This window comes from Sinorhizobium sp. (assembly GCF_059070375.1).
This window is the reverse complement of sequence record NZ_JCACWC010000003.1, coordinates 1,971,802-1,989,896: the sequence shown is the minus strand read 5'-3', so window position 1 is coordinate 1,989,896 and position 18,095 is coordinate 1,971,802. Positions and strand designations below refer to the sequence as shown.

Genomic DNA, 18,095 nt, shown 5'->3' with positions numbered 1-18,095 from the left:
CTGTTTCAAATATCTGGAAAGCCTTCTGGGGGCGATTTCCGGCCGTTCAATTCTGCTTTACTGAACGGGGACGAACACGGAGCAATGACGATGAGCGAATTCTGGCCGACCGAACTGCGGATATCCAGGGACCGCCACCGCCTGTCCGTCACCTTCGACGACGGCGTGGCCTTCGACCTGTCCGCGGAACTTCTGCGGGTCCTCTCGCCCTCGGCAGAGGTGCAAGGGCACGGGCCGAGCCAGCGGGTGACGGTTCCGGGCAAGCGCAACGTCCAGATCATCACGGTCCAGCCGACGGGAAATTACGCGGTGCGAATCGGTTTCGACGATACGCATGACACCGGCATCTATACCTGGACCTATCTGCGGGAGCTCGGCGAGAAAGGCGAAGAGCTGTTCAATGCCTATGAGCAGGAGCTCGCCGACAAGGGTATGTCGCGCGACAAGGCCGAAAAGCCGCGCTGACGTCTCGCAGCCTTTGGGGGACCGCCGACCGGGCAGCCTCGGTCAGCCTCCCGCCGCCAATTCATCCTCCTTGAGCAGGGTGGCGATGATCCGCTCCATCGACTCGGCGACCTTGACGCAGTCCTCGATCGGCTCCCCGCCGTGCGAACTCTCGATGAGCGCCGTCTGAATTTCCATTGCTTCCTCGGTCAAGGTCCTTCCGGCTGAGGTCAGCGACAGACGCAATACGCGTTTGTCTCTTGCGTCGCCTCGCCTTTCGATGAGGCCGCGCTTTTCGAGCTGCGGCAGCAGCATGCTCATGTTCGAGCGGCCGACGAGCAGCTTGCGTGCAAGCTCCTGCTGGGTGATGCCGTCGAAGCGGTAGAGATTGACCAGGATGTCCAGGTGCGGCGGCTTCACATCCAGATGGCTCAGCCGCCGCGTCAATGTCTGCTGCATCAGCTGACAGGCGCGGGCAACGGCGATCCAACTTCGAAAACGAGGATGATCCCAGGGAAAGTGGTGATTTTCGATCTGTGCTTGCTTTTTGTTCATCGTTGTACAATTATGTTCATGGTTGAACATTAGAAAGCTCCACTATGCCATCCTTTGCGATCAAGGTCATCCGTCTATCGCTGAAGGCCGTTTCCGCGTTTTCGGCCGACAAGGCAGGCAAGTCCGCATTCTGGATCTTCTGCCGCACTCCGAGCCGGAAGCCAAAAAGCGGCAAGGAGGCGGCACTGCTCAAAGCGGCAGTGCCGATCATGCAACGGTCGCGCAAGGTCACGTTGTCCTTTGCGGGCGGCTGGGCTGCCGCTCGCCATTTCGAATGCCGCAACGGCGGTCGTGGGCCGCGGGTACTGGTCGCGCACGGCTGGGGATCTCGCAGCGACTATCTGGCAACCCTGATCGATGGCCTGCTCTCCTCGGGCGCGGAGGTGGTGGCGCTCGACTTGCCGGGTCATGGAGCGTCGCCCGGGCGGACACTGACCATGCCGCAAGCGGTGAGGGCGATCGATGCGGCGTGGCGCCATTTCGACGGATTCGATGTCGGTATAGGCCATTCCTTCGGCGGCGCGAGCCTCGCCTGCGCGGCCGGGGCAGTGCTCTGCGACGTACCGGCGCGCGTTCCGGGGAAACTGGTCCTGATCGGTGCGCCAAGCGAAATGACTTGGCTCTTCAGGGGCTTCGGCCGGATGTTGGGGCTCGCGCCGAAGGCGCAGGCAGCTTTCGAGGGCATGGTGGAGCGGCTCTCCGGGCGTCGCATCGAGGGTTTCGATGCCACCCGCATCCTGGCGGCACTCCGCAGGCCGGTTCTGGTCATCCATGCCGAGGACGACAAGGAGGTCCCCGCCGATCACGCGCGCCGCTACGGTGCGGTCGGACCAAATGTGGAATTGCACTGGGCGAACGGTCTCGGCCATCGCCGCATCGTTTCCGCCGCTCCGGTCATCGAGAAGATCAACGAATTTCTCTGGGAGCGCAGGAAAGAGGCTCCCATGTCAAAAATCGCCTGATGGCGTCATCAGGTCGTCATGCTATTCCTCGAAACGAGCGCGCAGAGATCGCCATTTCGGCGTGACAGCCGCAGCACCGTTGCAGGAGGGATGAGATGACGATTATCGGAACGGTCGAGGAGTTGCAGGCGCTCTATGGCGGCGCGAGCGAGGCATCGATCGTCAAGGTAACGGCTGCACTGACGGCCGAATACCGGGAAATGATCGAAGCGTCGCCCTTCGCAGCGCTCGCCACCGTCGGTCCTGAGGGACTCGACTGTTCGCCGCGGGGCGACGATCGATGCGTCGTCCGTGTCGCGGACGACAAGACCGTGCTGATGCCCGACTGGCGCGGTAACAACCGGGTAGACTCGCTTGCAAATATCGTGCGCGATCCGAGAGTGGCGCTGCTCTTCCTCGTGCCCGGATCGAATACGACCATCCGCATCAACGGCACCGCCGTCGTCAGCGTCGACCCGGATTTGACCGGTTCCTTCGAGATCGATGGGAAGCACCCGCGCAGCGTCGTCGTGGTAACGATCGGCGAGGTCTATTTCCAATGCGCCCGGGCTCTGATCCGTTCACAGCTCTGGAATGCGGAGCGCTTCGCCGATGCCGCCTCGCTGCCGACGCCGGGCGCGCTGCTGAAGGCTGCCAAGGCCGATTTCGACAAGGAAAGCTATGACCGGGAATGGCCCGGCCGCGCCGCGAAGACCATGTGGTAGGCGGCCGCGGCGGCTACATGTCGAGCCGCGGCCGCCTGAAGTCCGATCAGGCCGGGCCGATCATGGTCTCGGGGCGGACGACGGCGTCGAACTCCTCGTCCGTGACGTAGCCGCCGCCTACGGCCTCTTCGCGAAGCGTGGTGCCGTTCTTGTGTGCGGTCTTGGCGATCTTGGCCGCGTTGTCGTAGCCGATCTTCGGCGCAAGCGCAGTCACCAGCATGAGCGAACGGTCGAGCGCCGCCTTGATGTTGTCCTCCCGCGCCTCGATCCCGACGACGCAATTATCGGTGAAGGAGATAGCCGCATCGGCGAGCAGCTGCACCGACTGCAGGAAGTTGTAGGCCATCAGCGGATTGTAGACGTTGAGCTCGAAATGGCCCTGGCTGCCGGCAAAGGTCAGCGCCGCATGATTGCCGAAGACCTGGACGCAGACCTGGGTGAGCGCTTCGCACTGAGTCGGATTGACCTTGCCCGGCATGATGGACGAGCCCGGCTCGTTTTCCGGCAGCGAAAGCTCGCCGAGGCCGGAGCGGGGGCCGGAGCCGAGAAAGCGGATGTCGTTGGCGATCTTGAAGAGCGCGGCGGCGGTGGCGTTGATCGCGCCGTGGCTGAAGACCATCGAGTCGTGTGCGGCCAGTGCTTCGAACTTGTTCGGCGCGGAAGTGAAGCCGATGCCGGTGATGCCGGCGATTTCCTCGGCGACCTTCTCGGCAAATCCGACGGGCGCGTTGAGCCCGGTGCCGACGGCGGTCCCGCCCTGGGCGAGCTCGCAAAGGCCGGGGAGCGTCATCTCGATCCGTTTGATCGAGGAGGCGACCTGCGCAGAATAGCCGGAAAACTCCTGTCCCAGAGTCAGGGGCGTTGCGTCCTGCGTGTGGGTGCGTCCGATCTTGATGATGTGATCGAAAGCCTTCACCTTCTCTTCGAGCGCCTTGTGCAAGTGCTTGAGCGCCGGCAGCAGATCGTGGATCACGCGCTCCGCGCAGGCGATGTGCATGGCGGTGGGATAGGTGTCGTTCGACGACTGGCTCATATTGACGTGATCGTTCGGATGAACCGGTTTCTTCGAGCCCATGACGCCGCCGAGCAGCTCGATCGCACGGTTGGAAACGACCTCGTTCGCATTCATGTTCGACTGGGTTCCGGACCCCGTCTGCCACACGACGAGAGGGAAGTGCTCGTCAAGCTTGCCGTCGATCACCTCCTGCGCGGCCCTGACGATCGCGTCGCCGATCGTCGGGTCGAGGCGGCCGAGCGCCATGTTGGCGCGGGCAGCCGCCTGTTTGACGATGCCGAGTGCACGCACGATTGCCAGAGGCTGCTTTTCCCAGCCGATTTTGAAATTGCCCAGCGATCGCTGGGCCTGTGCGCCCCAATAGCGGTCGCTCGCCACTTCGATGGGGCCGAACGTATCTGTTTCCGTGCGGGTCGATGTCATCGCGATACCTGCTTTCGTCATGCGGTTCATGAAGCCGAGGCGGGGAACCGGGTCCAAAGCCGATCTTCCTCCCCGCTGCCGGGCATTTCTCTGCCTCGGCCATGACGCCTTGTAAAGGGGCCGCGGGGGCTTGGAACGCCTACAATCGTTTGAATTGCCGCCGAGCGGCAAGCCGCGATCAGGCTTCGCTCACAAGGGTTTCCGGCCGGCACGATGTGTCCTTTCCGTCACATCCGCAATCTTCCGTTGCGCATCTTCCCTGTGTCGCAGGGAACATCGGCATGGCGCCGCGGCGTTCAAAGTGGATGCAAATCAGATTTTTAGACGAAGGGTCATGGCTGAAAACGGGACGCGGCGATACGCGGGGCGCGGATTCGGGAGGCTTCGTTTCCTTTTCATTCACCATCCTTTTCTATAACTCTCGGAGCACGAGGGCGTGGCGAGAATCTGGCGGCGACTGCATTCGGCGGCGACGCAATACGGGGACGTTTATATCTATGAGAACTATCAAGTCGGCAGCGATTGTCGCGCTCATGAGCGGCTGTGCGGTTGCAACCATGGATGTGCAGCCGGCGTCTGCAATCACCTTCATGGACTTCATCCGCGGAGGCAAGAAGCGCGATGCGCAGGAGCAGGTGCAGCCTCGCCAGCAGGTTCCGGGCGTGGACATGTTCGCGCCGCAGCGGCTTGATCAGAAGGTGGCGAAGCCTCCGCGCATCACCGGCCCGCGCTATTATACCTATAAGGCGGATCCGCTGCGCCGGATCGCGACGGACCGTCTGGTCGATCCCGTCGTTACCGGTTCGGTGCTGAACGGAGCCCTGCCGCCTATGCTGCGCTCGCCGCTTTCCGATGCGCGCCAGTTTCTTCCGGAAATCAATGTGCGCGCGCCCGGCGAGGTGGCGAAAGCTGTCGAGAATTTCTACGGCACCCGGTCGGATTTCCTGTGGATCGAGAGGACGGGCGTCAACGGCCGTGCCAAGGCGGCGCTGGCCGTCCTGTCCGACGCTGCGAAGGTCGGTCTCGACCCGCTCGACTACGCCGTCGTCATTCCTCCGGAAGATTTCGACCGCGGCGACATGATCGCCCGCGAGAAGGATTTGGTGCGCTTCGAAATCGCGATGTCCGCGGCCGTGCTCACCTATGTCCAGGACACCGTGCGCGGCCGTATCGACCCGAACAGGATATCCGGCTATCACGACTTCAAGCGGAAAAACGTCGATCTTCTTGGCTTTCTGGAGAAGGTCGAGACAAGCAGTGATGTCGCGGCGCTTGTCGAAAGTCAGAATCCGAAAAGCGCACAGTTTACGGCATTGAGGCAGGAACTCGAGCGGCTTCGGACGCAGGTGGAAGCTGTGCCACGGGTGGAGATCGCACCGGGGACGTTGCTGAAGCCCGGCGAACGCAATCCGGAACTCGCGAATGTCATCGCCGGAATCAAGTTGAAAGCCTCGGAAGCGTTGAAAACGGAGCATGCGGTCGTGCTCGCGGCCTATGACGGGACGCCGGACTACACGCCCGAGTTGGTGCCGGTCGTCGAGGCCTTCCAGAAGGAACATGGCCTGAAGGCGGATGGCATTGTCGGGCAGGCGTCGATACGCGCGCTCACCGGCGGCGATACGACCGAAGGGAAGATAGACAAGGTCGAAATCGCGATGGAGCAGGCGCGCTGGTTGCCCGATGGGCTTGGCGAGCGCTATGTCTTCATCAACCAGCCGGCCTTCACCGCCTCCTATACGGAACAGGGCACCGAGCAGTTCTCCATGCGCGTTGTCGTCGGTTCCAAGGCCAACCAGACATATTTCTTCCAGGACGAAATCCAGACGGTCGAAGTAAATCCCTATTGGGGCGTGCCGCAGTCGATCATCGTCAACGAGATGCTGCCGAAGCTTAGAAACGATCCGGGCTACCTGGATCGGATGGGTTATCAGGTGGAAGTCGGCGGCCGCGTTGTTCCTTCCACCGCGGTGAACTGGTACGGGTCGACGAACTCGGTCGCCGTGCGTCAGCCGCCGAGCAGCGACAATGCGCTTGGCGAACTGAAGATCCTCTTCCCCAATGCGCATGCGATCTACATGCACGACACGCCGTCGAAGAGCTTCTTCAAGCGTGATCAGCGGGCGCTCAGCCATGGCTGCGTGCGTCTTGCCGATCCCCGGCGGATGGCGGCGGCGGTTCTGGGCGTAAGTGTCGATGATGTCGGCATGGAAATATCAGGCGGCCGCAACAAGGCGCTGCCGGTCTCCGCCAAAGTCCCGGTCTATGTTTCCTACTTTACCGCCTGGCCGAACAAGGACGGGATCGTCGAGTATTTCGACGACGTCTACGAGCGCGACATGTATATGAATCGCGCATTCGAGGCGACGCGCAAGGCGCGGAGTTTGGAAGGCTAAGGAGGGTGGGCCGCGTTACACGAGCGGCCCCTTTCACTTCGGCTTGCGGGAGAGCACGGTCTCGACCAGATTCGGTGTCAATTCGTCGAAGTGCCCGATGATTTGGTCGGGCAGCAAGCTTTCTATCGGCACGTCTGAATAGCCGAAGGGCACGACGATCGACGGAACGGAGGCATTTCGGGCGACGAGAACGTCGTTGAGACTGTCGCCGACCATGACCGCCCGTTCGGCCACCCCACCGGCATTCGAGACCGTCGACAGCAGGTGATCGGCATGCGGTTTGCGGACGGTGAAGGTATCGCCGCCGGATATCGCCGCAAAGCGGCCAAGTAGCCCCAACCCCTCCAAAAGACGCTTTGCCAGCATTTCCGGCTTGTTGGTGCAGACGGCGAGTTTCAGCCCCGCATCCTGCAGGCGGTCGAGCGCTTCGATCAGTCCCGGATAGGGCAGGGATTCACCCGGCATCGATCCGTGATAAAAATCGACGAACTCTTTCATCTGCCAGGACAGTTCTTCTTCGGCAATCGTTCTGCCGCGAAGCGCGAAGGTCCGCTCGATCATGGCCCGTGCGCCGTGGCCGACCAGATGGGTGAGGTCCGCGTAGGTCACCGGCTCGATACCGGCTTGCGTCACCGCATGGTTCAAGCTGGCGACGAGATCGGGCGCTGTGTCGACGAGCGTACCGTCGAGATCGAAGACGACTAGGGGCAGGGACACCGGCAACCTCGTTCTGCAAAACCTTGTCCGACCGGGTAGGCGAAGTCGGCGTCGAATGCAATGGCGACCTAGGTCGTAGCGCTGCCGGAATCCGGCTCAGGCCGTGCATTTTGACTTTTGTTTGCCGCGGCGGGCGTGTAAGTGTCTCAGCGGAATTGGACGGTGGCGGCCGAGGGCGACGCCCCCGCCTGACGTGGATCGAGAGGGAGCGAGTGGCGCATGGACGCCCGCCAAATGAAGATCAAGGCCGCCGAAGCGGCGCTTGAACATGTCGAAAACGGCATGCGGCTTGGAATAGGCACAGGCTCGACGGCTGAAGAATTCGTCCGATTGCTGGCCGAGAAAGTGGCATCCGGCTTTCAGATCTCCGGCGTCCCGACGTCCGAGCGGACTGCGCGCCTCTGCCTCGAGCTCGGTGTGCCTCTGAAGTCGCTCGACGAACTGCCGGAACTGGACCTGACGATCGACGGGGCCGACGAGGTCGACGGAAAGCTACGCCTCATCAAGGGTGGCGGTGGCGCGTTGCTGCGCGAGAAGATCGTCGCGAGCGCCTCGGCGCGGATGATCGTCATCGCTGACGAATCGAAGGTCGTGGACGTGCTCGGCGCTTTCAAACTGCCGATCGAGATCAATTCTTTCGGCCAGGTCGCCACGAGGCTCGCGATCGAGAAGACCGCTTCGCGTCTGGGTCTGGCAGGAGACATCATCGTGCGATCCTCCGGCGACGGAGCCTTCACGACCGATGGCGGACACCTCATTCTCGACGCATCTTTTGGCCGTATTCCTGATGCAGATGCGCTCGCGGTGGAGCTGAACGCCATCCCGGGCGTCGTCGAGCACGGGCTTTTCATAGAAATGGCGTCGATGGCGATCATTGCCGGTCCTGAGGGAGCGCGCACGCTTACGGCCTCTTGAACCGCTCCGGCCAGCGGCGCGGGGCGTATCGAGAGACAGACTTTTGCACAGGTCAGCCAGGCGGCGGCTATCGGCCGGGCGGCAGGTGCCAACACAGGAGCATGGAAAAATATGAACAAATTCGCAGGTCTTGCCCGCACTTTCGCTACTGCTGCGATCCTCGTTTCGGTTGCGGTTCCGGCGGTACGGGCGCAGGACGTGACGGAAGATCAGATCAAGGCTGCGCGTGCGACGATCGCCGCGCTCGGCGTGACCAACAGCTTCGACAACATTCTGCCGAACCTCGCCGAACGCCTGAAGAACACGCTCATTCAGGCATCGCCGAACCATCAGGAACTGATCACCGCGACCGTGGACGAGAAGGCGCTCAGCCTCGCCGGGCGGCGTTCGGATCTGGAGCGCGAAGCCGCCACCATCTACGCGAAGACTTTCACCGTCGAAGAACTGAACGCCATCGCCGACTTCTACAACTCGACCGCGGGCAAGAAGCTTCTGAACGACGGCCCGATCGCCTCGCGTGAGATGCTGAAGGCCGCCGACATCTGGGCTGCCGGCGTTTCGCGCGACCTGACCAGCGAAGCGACGAAGTCGCTCGACGAGAAGATCGGCAATGCGCCGGCGGCAAATGCCGGCACCGCGGCGCCTGCGCAATAACGACGGGTCGAACCGGCGGTCTGGCCGCCACCTGACGGCACGAGTTTAACCGCAAGACAGGAGCCCGGAGCAATCCGGGCTTTTCTTTTTTTGCGCCGCAATACTATATCAGGGGCGAAAGGCGACTCCGTTTGCGCTTTCCAGCCCGACGTCTCCGGCCGACGGCCTATTCGACATTTCACTTCCTGCAGGAGTTCCCATGAGCGCTTTCGACTATGACCTCTTCGTGATCGGCGGCGGTTCGGGCGGCGTGAGAAGCGGGCGGCTGGCTGCGGCGCTCGGCAAGAAGGTGGCGATCGCCGAGGAGTTCCGTTACGGCGGGACGTGCGTCATCCGCGGCTGTGTACCGAAGAAGCTTTATGTCTATGCCTCGCAGTTTGCGGAACATTTCGAAGATGCCGCCGGCTTCGGCTGGGTCGTCGGCGAGAGCCGTTTCGATTGGGCCAAGCTCGTTGCCGCGAAGGAACAGGAAATCGCCCGGCTGGAGGGTCTTTACCGTAAGGGCCTGGCGAATGCCGGCGCCGAGATCCTGGATACGCGCGCCGAACTCGCCGGTCCGAACACCGTGAAGCTGCTTGCTAGCGGCAAGACCGTCACCGCGGAGCGCATCGTTATCGCGGTCGGGGGGCATCCGAGTCCGCATGACGCGCTGCCGGGCCATGAACTGTGCATCACCTCCAACGAAGCCTTCGATCTTCCGGCGCTGCCGGAATCGATCCTCATTGCCGGCGGCGGCTACATCGCCGTGGAATTCGCCAATATCTTCCACGGGCTGGGCGTGAAAACGACGCTGATCTACCGCGGGAAGGAAATTCTGTCCCGCTTCGATCAGGATATGCGGCGTGGTCTGCACGCAGCGATGGAGGAGAAGGGAATCCGCATCCTCTGCGAGGACATCATTCAGTCGGTGTCGGCGGATGCGCACGGGCGGCGGGTGGCCACGACGATGAAACATGGTGAGATCGTCGCCGACCAGGTGATGCTGGCGCTCGGTCGTGTGCCGAACACGACGGGTCTCGGGCTTGAGGCCGCCGGCGTCAGGACCAATGAGCTCGGTGCAATCATCGTCGACGCCTTTTCGCGCACGAGCACGCCGGGGATCTACGCACTCGGCGATGTGACCGATCGCGTGCAGCTGACCCCGGTGGCGATCCACGAGGCCATGTGCTTCATCGAGACGGAATACAAGAACAATCCGAGCTCGCCAGACCACGACCTGATCGCGACTGCCGTCTTCTCGCAACCCGAGATCGGCACGGTCGGGATCACGGAAGAGGAAGCGGCCCGGAAATTCCAAGAGATCGAGATCTATCGCGCCGAGTTCCGGCCGATGAAAGCGACGCTCTCCGGCCGTAAGGAGAAGACGATCATGAAGCTCGTCGTCAATGCCTCTGACCGCAAGGTCGTCGGGGCGCATATTCTCGGCCATGATGCGGGCGAGATGGCGCAGTTGTTGGGGATTTCGCTGAAGGCCGGCTGCACGAAGGACGATTTCGACCGGACGATGGCGGTTCACCCGACGGCGGCGGAGGAGCTCGTCACGATGTATCAGCCGAGCTACCGCGTGAGGAACGGAGAGAGGGTCGGCTGAGCCTTGTCCGCCGGCGTCGTGGCAGTCCACGTTTTCTGGTAGGATGGCTTTCCAAGCCCCCTGTTAACGTTTATAAGCCCGCATCCGCGAAAGTAGTCCGCCCCGGGCGTTGTGGCAGATCGCAGGTATCGGCGGGGCTGCCGACGCGGACGCATGCAAATCCGGATGCCGGGCGGCGTGACGGCCGCAGGGCGCGACGCGGGCCGATCCGCGTCAGACAACAGGTGATGGAAATGGCACAGACTTGGACTCCGAACAGCTGGCGGCAAAAACCCATTCAGCAGGTGCCGGACTATCCGGACCTCGCAGCGCTCGATAGCGTGGAGGCGCGTCTTGCCAAGTATCCGCCGCTTGTCTTCGCCGGAGAGGCGCGCCGTCTCAAGAGCGCACTTGCCAATGTCGCCGAGGGCCGCGGCTTCCTGTTGCAAGGGGGCGACTGCGCCGAGAGCTTCGCCGAGCATGGCGCCGATACGATCCGCGATTTCTTCCGCGCCTTCCTGCAGATGGCCGTCGTCCTGACCTTCGGTGCGCAGCAGCCGGTCGTCAAGGTGGGCCGCATTGCCGGCCAGTTCGCCAAGCCGCGCTCATCGGGCGTCGAGAAACAGGGCGATGTGACGCTGCCGAGCTACCGCGGCGACATCATCAACGGCATAGAGTTCACGGAGGAGGCACGCGTGCCCAATCCGGAGCGGCAGGTCATGGCCTATCGCCAGTCCGCGGCCACGCTGAACCTGCTTCGCGCCTTCGCCATGGGCGGTTACGCCAATCTCGAGAACGTCCATCAGTGGATGCTCGGTTTCGTCAAGGACAGCCCTCAGGCAGAGCGTTACCGCAAGCTCGCCGACCGGATCTCCGAGACGATGGATTTCATGAAGGCGATCGGTATCACCGCTGAAAACCATCCGAGCCTGCGTGAAACGGATTTCTTCACCAGCCACGAAGCTCTGCTGCTCGGTTACGAGCAGGCGCTCACGCGCGTCGATTCGACCTCGGGCGACTGGTACGCGACGTCCGGCCACATGATCTGGATCGGCGATCGTACGCGCCAGCCCGATCATGCGCATATCGAATATTGCCGCGGCATCAAGAATCCGCTTGGCCTGAAGTGCGGCCCGTCGCTGACGGCGGACGGCCTTCTCGAATTGATCGACATCCTCAATCCCGCCAACGAGGCGGGACGTCTCACGCTGATCTGCCGCTTCGGCCACGACAAGGTCGCCGAGCATCTGCCGCGCCTCATCCGAGCCGTCGAGCGGGAGGGCAAGAAGGTGGTGTGGTCCTGCGATCCGATGCATGGCAACACGATCACGCTCAACAATTACAAGACCCGACCGTTCGAGCGGATTCTGTCCGAAGTCGAGAGCTTCTTCCAGATTCACCGCGCCGAAGGTTCGCATCCGGGCGGCATCCATATCGAGATGACCGGCAACGACGTCACGGAGTGCACCGGCGGCGCGCGTGCGCTTTCCGGCGACGATCTTGCCGATCGCTACCACACCCATTGCGATCCGCGCCTCAATGCCGACCAGGCACTTGAGCTGGCCTTCCTGCTCGCCGAGCGGATGAAGGGCGGCCGCGACGAAAAGAAGATGGTCGTCAACGGCTGATGGCTTCGATAAAGCATCGGTTCAATATTTCTGAACCTGCGGCGCATTCTCTGAATTTGACTTTGGCCGGGCCAGCTTGAAAGCTTGCCCCGCTTTTTATGTGTCGAAGTGCACAGGTTCGAAGGGGCAGACGATGGAAATAAACGAGGGCGGTTGCCTTTGCGGCGCTGTGCGTTTCAAGACGCGCGGAAAGCTTCGCGAACTGATCTTCTGCCATTGCTCTCAATGCCGAAAGCAAACCGGGCTCTACTACGCGGCCACGAATGTGCTCGACAGTGAAATGGAGGTGGAAGGCGTCGAGAACGTGACCTGGTACCGTTCCAGCGATGAGGCGCGACGCGGTTTCTGCCGGCATTGCGGATCGGCCCTGTTCTGGAAGGCGGATGGACTGGACTACACGTCCATTCTCGCCGGAACGTTCGACGGGGCGGTGGCGCTCGAGCCCGGCTATCACATCTTTTGCGCGGACAAGGGGAGCTATTACGACATCGGCGACGACCTGCCGCGCTTTCCGGGATCGCGGCCGTAGCGTCATAAGGCGTACAGCGAATGCTCGGCAGTCAAGCACCCCAATCGGAGGCTTGATCATAGGCGCTGGCCAAAGCCTCGATCTTGACCGCCTGCCAGGAGACATATTCCTCGATCAGCCTTGCGCTCAGCCAGAACCGTCCGCGTCGTCCATCCTCGGATTTGCCAAGGAACCCGGCTGCGTCGGCGCTGGCGAATATCCGGCGGACATGGGTATTCGATATCAGGTAGTGCTCGGCGAGTTTCGCCAGGCTGACATCGACCCATACCTTGCCGTCCATCGGCACGAATTCGCAGACGCGCGTCATGAGATCGTCGAGGATCACGCCGCCCGATTCGGACCAGACAAAGATGGCGACACCCTTCGGCGGCGTCGTCCATCTGCCGTCGGAGAGGAGGCGCCGTGCCGCGAGCGGCTGGGCGCGTTCGAAAATCGATTTGTCCGCCTCGACGCGTGAGACTCTGGTTCCGCCGTCGAGGAGATCGATCGTGCTCATCTGACTCTTGAACCAGAGTCGCATCGCGGTCTCGCTGACCTCGGTCGGCTCGAGAGGGCGCGCTCTCTTGGTACGTCCGCCGGATGCCGGCTGAAGCAGCTTGTAAGCGACCAGTTCCGCCAGGAATGCGGCCGCCGTGTTGCGACTGGCGCCTCCGGTATCCCGCATGAATTTGAGCAACCGCGCGGCAGTGATGCCTGATTCCGGGTTGTTGGCATCCCGTTCGAGATGCAGGGAATAGGCCGCTTGGGTCAGCATCCACTTCTGGTGTGAGGCCACCAGCCGCGCAACGCGCGGGAAGAGGTCATTGACGGCGATCAGCGTTCGCGCGCCTGCCTGCAATATTTGCGGGAAATTTGGATTTTGCACCAAGTCGCTAACCGTCAAGCCGGTTGGTACCTGCTGCTCAGAGCTGCCCTTCTCCGCGACCCGCTGCATCTGCTGCGCGCGCCCCCACTCCTGCGCTGGGGGCACTGCAATGGTCCCTTCGCCCCGCATTTACCATTCACGCGTAATGAACAATGCGCAAGGCCTGCGATTTGTTTCACACGAAATTGAAATCGGCACGTGTGCGAGCGCTTTACTGAACAAGAACGGGCCGTTGGCATTTGACGCCGGTGACGCGCACGTCGGCCTCGCCGATGCGCACGCCGACGAGGAGCAGTAGATTGTAGAGCAATTGATCGACGGGTGCGGTCACCGCGCCGAGTGTTTGCGCCAGGGCCTGCTGCAATAAAGTCGGACTTCCGATCGAGAGGAGACCGCCCACATTGATCTGGGCGTCGAGATTGCCGAGCAGGGTCTTGGTCGTGGAAGAGAGGATATCCCTGGTCGAGACGCTCTTGATCGTCCGCGAGGCAACCTCGGTGGGGCTGAATGCGAGGCGAGAGGGTTGCAGGTTCTTGGACTCGACATGGGCGATGCCGTCGATCTTGATGAGCCCGTCGAGGAGCCGCGCCCGGGTCACCCGGGCGTCGGACGAAAAGCTCGACAGGACGGTGGGATCGACATCCCCGAGGGCGATCTCCGCCACGCCGGGAACCGCATCTATGATCACCGCCGCATTCTCCGGCGTTCCGCCGTAGCGACGGATATCCGAGAGCTTTGCTTCCGCATGGGCGAGTTCGACATAGATCGGCAGCCGAATGCGGGTCCCGGCGAGAGCCGCGAGACCGTCGATGACGACTTCGACGGCGAGGCGCGTCTGTGCCGTTCTTACTGCCGCGCCCGGTGAACCAAGGCGATGGCTCGGCGTTTCCACGGGCGGTTCACCGATCGCGAGCCTGACCTTTACCGAGGCAATACCTGGCAGGCCCGCAACGGCGTCGAGCGCGATCTGATGTTCGCCGTTGGCAATCACCGCAGCGGCAGAGACGATTTGCAATGCACTGACTTTCATCGACCAGTCCGAGCCCGCATCTATGCCGAGGCTCTTTTTCGGGTCGATGTTGAGGATCTGCGCCAGAGTGAATGTCTGCCTGTTCCCGGCTGTTGCGAGTTCGACGGACTTGAGCGCTGAAGTCACCGTTCCGGAAAGCCCCTGCACGAGCCGCAGCGATCCGAGCAGTTGCGGCATCGTCAGCTCCGTCGCCAGCACGTCTTCATAGGAAGCGGCCGTGAGACTGAGGCGGGTGGCGATGATCTTGAGGAATGGCTGGATATCGATGTCGGCGTCGATCAATGCCTCGTAATCCATGACCTTCAGCGCCACATTGGTGCCGAGCATCTGGCCGAGGATCGCGTTCAAGAGGCCACCATTGAGGCTGGCAAGGCGGGAGCCGACGGAGAAGGCAGCGATTTTCGAACTCGCCGCGGTGCCGATCACGCTCAAATCGGGCGAGTCACTGAACAGCGCCGCAAGATAGATGTCGCCCTTCTTCTCAAGCGTAACCTGGACGGCGTCGGCGGGCAGGGCCCCCCTGATGAACCGTTGGCCGGCATCGATCGTCGGGTCGGGGACATAGCGCCCGCGCACGATCGTAGCCACCCCCTTTGCGGCGGTTTCGACGTCGTTCGGCAGGAGCCTGCCGTCCACAGTCATCAGCCCCGAGGGAGTCGAGACGGCGAAGCCGAGACCGTTGCTCCGGAAGTGGGCGAGCACGGCCTCTTCGGCTGAACTTACATTGGCGGCGGCCGCGATCGAGGCGAGGTCCGCAACAGACTGCAGCTCGCGCCGCTGAAGGGTGAGATAGCCGTAATCGATGCCGAGCCCCATCGACGCGACCACCAGCGGCATGACGAGGGCCGCCGAGACGCCGATATTGCCGGTGCGGGACTGCAGGCATCGCCGGAAGACGGATGTTGCTCCATGCATCTCAGATACCTCCCACGCGTATCGTCGCGTAACGCTCGATCTGCTCACCCGGCAGGGCAAAGGTGAAGAGCTTCCAGATGGGGAGGTCGCTTGCGTCATAGGAGATGGTGACGGTGAACTGGTTGGTATTGTTGGCGTCATCGCGCACGGTGACGTTCATGCGGGAGGAGTCGATGAAGGTCTGGCTCATCGTCGTGCGCCGGATGTAATCGGTCGCAAGGCGCTCCCGCTCCTCTTCGGAAAGGCCCGCAATCGCCGTCCGTGCCGCATCCGCGGCTATCTGCTGGATCGAATGTGCGGCGCTCAGATAGATCCCGTAGGCTATCAGCGTCAGCACGCACATGAAGAAAAGCGGCGCAATGACTGCGAATTCAATGGCGGCAGCACCCTTCCGACTGCCGAGCAGGCGGTTGAAAACGGACATGCGGCACCTCCGAAGTATTCTGAGTATTTGTTTCCCATTGTCTCTGCAGCTTCAGGCTGCGCCACAATCGTTAATTATTCTATACGCCTGCAAGTATTTGTTTTTGCTTGTGGAAAATTGAAATTTAGGAAATATTTATTCGCGTTTTAATTGAATTCGGTGGCGTCTGCCACATTTTCCCGAGGGGCACGGTTCGCCCGGAATCAAGAAGCGCTTCACTGCTTGTCGAAAGCAGTGAAACGCTTCGTGGAGCCGGGGGGATTGGCCGTCCTAGCCGAGTCCGTTCACAAACCAGCGCTGTAAAGCTCGGCGTGGGACTTGAAGAAGCGCTCGGTGCTGTAGCGCTTGCCGAACATCATGTCGTGCTGCAGGAAGCGGTAGTCACGCAGCGATGCGGGGATCTTCGGCTGGCGCAGCCAGTCGGCGACCTCCTTGCCGTTCTTGCGGATCAGCATGTAACGGTCGAGGACACGGTAGTGGTCGTAGACCTTGCCGAGGAACCCCGTGTAGTAGGGATGCTCGTAGCCCGCCTGTTTCAGGATCTGGTAGGAAAGGAAGGCCGGGCTGATCGTGCCGATGTTCTTCTTCGGCCCCGTCTTGTTCGACCAGACGACGAGCGGCGTCTCATGCTCGGCCTTCATCTGATCCTTCGGTCCCTTGCGCTCGGCCGTAATGCCCTTCATGTAACCGGTGCTGGAATAGACGGTGTTCAGCGGTGGGAGGTGGTCGCCGAAGAGAACGATGATCGTCTCCCGGTCGCGCTCTTTCGCCCAGTCCATCAGCATCTTGAGGCTGTCGTCGGCTTCCTTCACGCCTTGCGCATAGGTGGCGAGCACCTGGCGGTCGGCCTCGGGAAGATCGCCCTCGACTTTGATCGTGTTCTTCGCATAGCGGTTGGCCTCATAGGGACCATGGCCCTGCAGGGTCACCGCGAAAAAGAAGAAAGGATCCTCCACCTCGTCCGCCTGGCGGATGATTTCCTTCGTCAAAGACTCGTCCGACGCGAAGATGCCGCGCTTCTGCATGGCCGGCATGTTCTCTTCCGACCGGAACATGTCGAAACCGAAGGCCTTGTAGACGGCTGTGCGGTTCCAGAACCATCCCTGGAAAGGGTGAATGGCGCGCGAAACATAGCCTTCGCCGCGGAAGAAGGTGGCGAGCGAGGGAATCGGATTGCGGATATATTGCTGGTAGGGGATGCTGCCATAGGGCAGGAACGCGTTGGAAAATCCGGTCAGCGCTTCGAATTCGACATTGGCGGTCATGCCGCCGAATTCCGGAGAAAAGACGTTGCCGCCCTGCAGTTCACGGATCGTCGGCATCGGATCGGGCGTGAGCTTCACCTTGGGAAGCCGCGTAGGATCCCAAAAGGACTCGCTCATCAGCACGATCACATCCGGTTTGCCGCGATGGGTCGTGCCGGCGGGAAGCGACTTTACCGGAATCCGGTCGATCGCGTCCGCCATATAGCCGGCCGGCGCGTTTACGTTGGCCATCGGGAGGTTGATGGCAAAGGCAAGCGCGAAGCCGTTGTGGCGGTAGTTCTCGGTCTGGTCCCACATGATGGGGATGACACGAAGCCGGTCACGGATCCACGAGAACTGGTTGTAGTCCATGATGTTCCAGAATGCGACCAGCAGCGGCAGGGCGAATGCGATCCGCATCAGCCGCTCCCGCCGTGTCAGCTTGGGAAAATTCCGCCAGGCGAACCGCAGCAGGAGCGCGCCAACGACGATGGCCGCGATCAAACCGGCGACGACGCCGACTGCGGTCCACGGCCTGTCCTTCACGAGTACCGGCATCAATTCCATGATCTGCCGGCCGAAAAGGAAATCGGTCGGATAGAGCGGATCGGACAGGAAGACCTGCTTCTGCTGACTGATGAATGCCGGCACAACGGCGAGCGGCGCGACGAGCAGCGCGGCCTTGTGCTCGCGGCCGAACAGGGCATCGACGCCGAGCATGGCGAGGAAGAACACGGCGACCGTGGTCCAGGCCGGGCGCATGGGATCGGTGAAATAGGCGACGGTTTCGGGCAAGGACCAGCGCACGATCAATTCGACGGTGAAGACGAGCGCCGTAGCAATGAGAAGCGTGAAGAGCGCACTGCGGGCGCCCGACAGGGTTCTCGTATATCTTGCGGAAGAGCCTTGCCCGTCGGCGTAGACTTGAGAGCTGCTCACGGCGGAATCGATACGGGCCAACGGGCGTCTCCAGTTTCACAAATATTTCACTCTACCGTCATACGACTGTCATCTTGAACAGGGGATGAATGGCGGAAACGGCGCCGCCGCTGCCAGGTTCCTGTGGCGGCTAAAGAATTTCTGCGCTGCGCTTAACGGTCCGAAAACA

At 61.8% G+C, this 18,095-nt stretch carries 16 protein-coding genes; 9 read left to right on the top strand and 7 right to left on the bottom strand.

Going from position 1 to position 18,095, the window contains the following annotated elements; translation table 11 throughout:
• Positions 1-90 precede the first annotated feature (90 nt).
• Positions 91-465 carry a gamma-butyrobetaine hydroxylase family protein gene (locus tag AC5J09_RS21660; RefSeq protein ID WP_324761876.1) on the top strand — a complete coding sequence of 125 codons (375 nt, stop codon included), beginning with the start codon at positions 91-93 and terminating at the stop codon, positions 463-465.
• A gap of 42 nt (positions 466-507) precedes the next feature.
• Here the strand turns inward: AC5J09_RS21660 and AC5J09_RS21655 are convergent, their stop codons facing one another.
• Entirely contained in the window at positions 508-999 is a 492-nt protein-coding gene (locus AC5J09_RS21655) for a MarR family winged helix-turn-helix transcriptional regulator (RefSeq protein ID WP_275597819.1), read from the bottom strand.
• Between the two features lie 44 nt (positions 1,000-1,043).
• Here AC5J09_RS21655 and AC5J09_RS21650 point away from each other — a divergent pair, with 44 nt between their 5' ends.
• A complete protein-coding gene (locus AC5J09_RS21650) occupies positions 1,044-1,961 on the top strand; it encodes an alpha/beta fold hydrolase (protein WP_494298454.1) in 918 nt (305 codons plus the stop codon).
• A 95-nt stretch (positions 1,962-2,056) separates the two neighbouring features.
• Positions 2,057-2,665, top strand: coding sequence for a pyridoxamine 5'-phosphate oxidase family protein (locus tag AC5J09_RS21645; RefSeq protein ID WP_494298453.1), 609 nt, complete (start codon positions 2,057-2,059; stop codon positions 2,663-2,665).
• Positions 2,666-2,711: 46 nt separating this feature from the next.
• Here the strand turns inward: AC5J09_RS21645 and fumC are convergent, their stop codons facing one another.
• Positions 2,712-4,103, bottom strand: a complete 1,392-nt coding sequence (gene fumC, locus AC5J09_RS21640) for a class II fumarate hydratase (RefSeq protein WP_164867045.1) — start codon at positions 4,101-4,103, stop codon at positions 2,712-2,714.
• A gap of 497 nt (positions 4,104-4,600) precedes the next feature.
• Here fumC and AC5J09_RS21635 point away from each other — a divergent pair, with 497 nt between their 5' ends.
• Complete coding sequence (locus AC5J09_RS21635) at positions 4,601-6,496, top strand: L,D-transpeptidase family protein (RefSeq protein ID WP_494298452.1); 1,896 nt, start codon at positions 4,601-4,603, stop codon at positions 6,494-6,496.
• Positions 6,497-6,529: 33 nt separating this feature from the next.
• Here AC5J09_RS21635 and AC5J09_RS21630 read toward each other — a convergent pair whose 3' ends face one another.
• The gene (locus tag AC5J09_RS21630) at positions 6,530-7,213 is read right to left on the bottom strand and encodes an HAD family hydrolase (protein ID WP_324761871.1); all 684 of its coding nucleotides are present in this window, start codon (positions 7,211-7,213) and stop codon (positions 6,530-6,532) included.
• Positions 7,214-7,432: 219 nt separating this feature from the next.
• On the opposite strand from AC5J09_RS21630, the gene rpiA reads away from it, so the two are divergent.
• The 5 genes from rpiA (at position 7,433) to AC5J09_RS21605 (ending at position 12,509) form a co-directional block, all read left to right on the top strand.
• A complete protein-coding gene (rpiA, locus tag AC5J09_RS21625) occupies positions 7,433-8,128 on the top strand; it encodes a ribose-5-phosphate isomerase RpiA (protein ID WP_324761870.1) in 696 nt (231 codons plus the stop codon).
• A 111-nt stretch (positions 8,129-8,239) separates the two neighbouring features.
• Positions 8,240-8,782 carry a DUF2059 domain-containing protein gene (locus AC5J09_RS21620; protein WP_100673090.1) on the top strand — a complete coding sequence of 181 codons (543 nt, stop codon included), beginning with the start codon at positions 8,240-8,242 and terminating at the stop codon, positions 8,780-8,782.
• 199 nt (positions 8,783-8,981) lie between these two features.
• Positions 8,982-10,373, top strand: coding sequence for a glutathione-disulfide reductase (gene gor, locus AC5J09_RS21615; RefSeq protein ID WP_494298451.1), 1,392 nt, complete (start codon positions 8,982-8,984; stop codon positions 10,371-10,373).
• Positions 10,374-10,606: 233 nt separating this feature from the next.
• Complete coding sequence (locus AC5J09_RS21610; protein WP_100673237.1) at positions 10,607-11,980, top strand: class II 3-deoxy-7-phosphoheptulonate synthase; 1,374 nt, start codon at positions 10,607-10,609, stop codon at positions 11,978-11,980.
• Between the two features lie 133 nt (positions 11,981-12,113).
• Positions 12,114-12,509 carry a GFA family protein gene (locus AC5J09_RS21605; protein ID WP_275597824.1) on the top strand — a complete coding sequence of 132 codons (396 nt, stop codon included), beginning with the start codon at positions 12,114-12,116 and terminating at the stop codon, positions 12,507-12,509.
• 31 nt (positions 12,510-12,540) lie between these two features.
• On the opposite strand, the gene AC5J09_RS21600 is transcribed toward AC5J09_RS21605, so the two are convergent.
• The 4 genes from AC5J09_RS21600 to AC5J09_RS21585 all read right to left on the bottom strand — a co-directional run bounded on the left by AC5J09_RS21600 (position 12,541) and on the right by AC5J09_RS21585 (position 17,947).
• Positions 12,541-13,479 carry a hypothetical protein gene (locus AC5J09_RS21600; protein ID WP_198516788.1) on the bottom strand — a complete coding sequence of 313 codons (939 nt, stop codon included), beginning with the start codon at positions 13,477-13,479 and terminating at the stop codon, positions 12,541-12,543.
• Between the two features lie 106 nt (positions 13,480-13,585).
• On the bottom strand, positions 13,586-15,319 hold the full coding sequence (locus tag AC5J09_RS21595; RefSeq protein ID WP_494298450.1) for a TadG family pilus assembly protein: 1,734 nt from the start codon (positions 15,317-15,319) through the stop codon (positions 13,586-13,588).
• A 1-nt stretch (position 15,320) separates the two neighbouring features.
• A complete protein-coding gene (locus tag AC5J09_RS21590) occupies positions 15,321-15,743 on the bottom strand; it encodes a TadE family protein (protein WP_100673095.1) in 423 nt (140 codons plus the stop codon).
• Positions 15,744-16,027: 284 nt separating this feature from the next.
• Positions 16,028-17,947 (bottom strand): LTA synthase family protein, encoded by a 1,920-nt coding sequence (locus AC5J09_RS21585; protein ID WP_100673096.1) that lies wholly within the window; start codon positions 17,945-17,947, stop codon positions 16,028-16,030.
• Positions 17,948-18,095 lie beyond the last annotated feature (148 nt).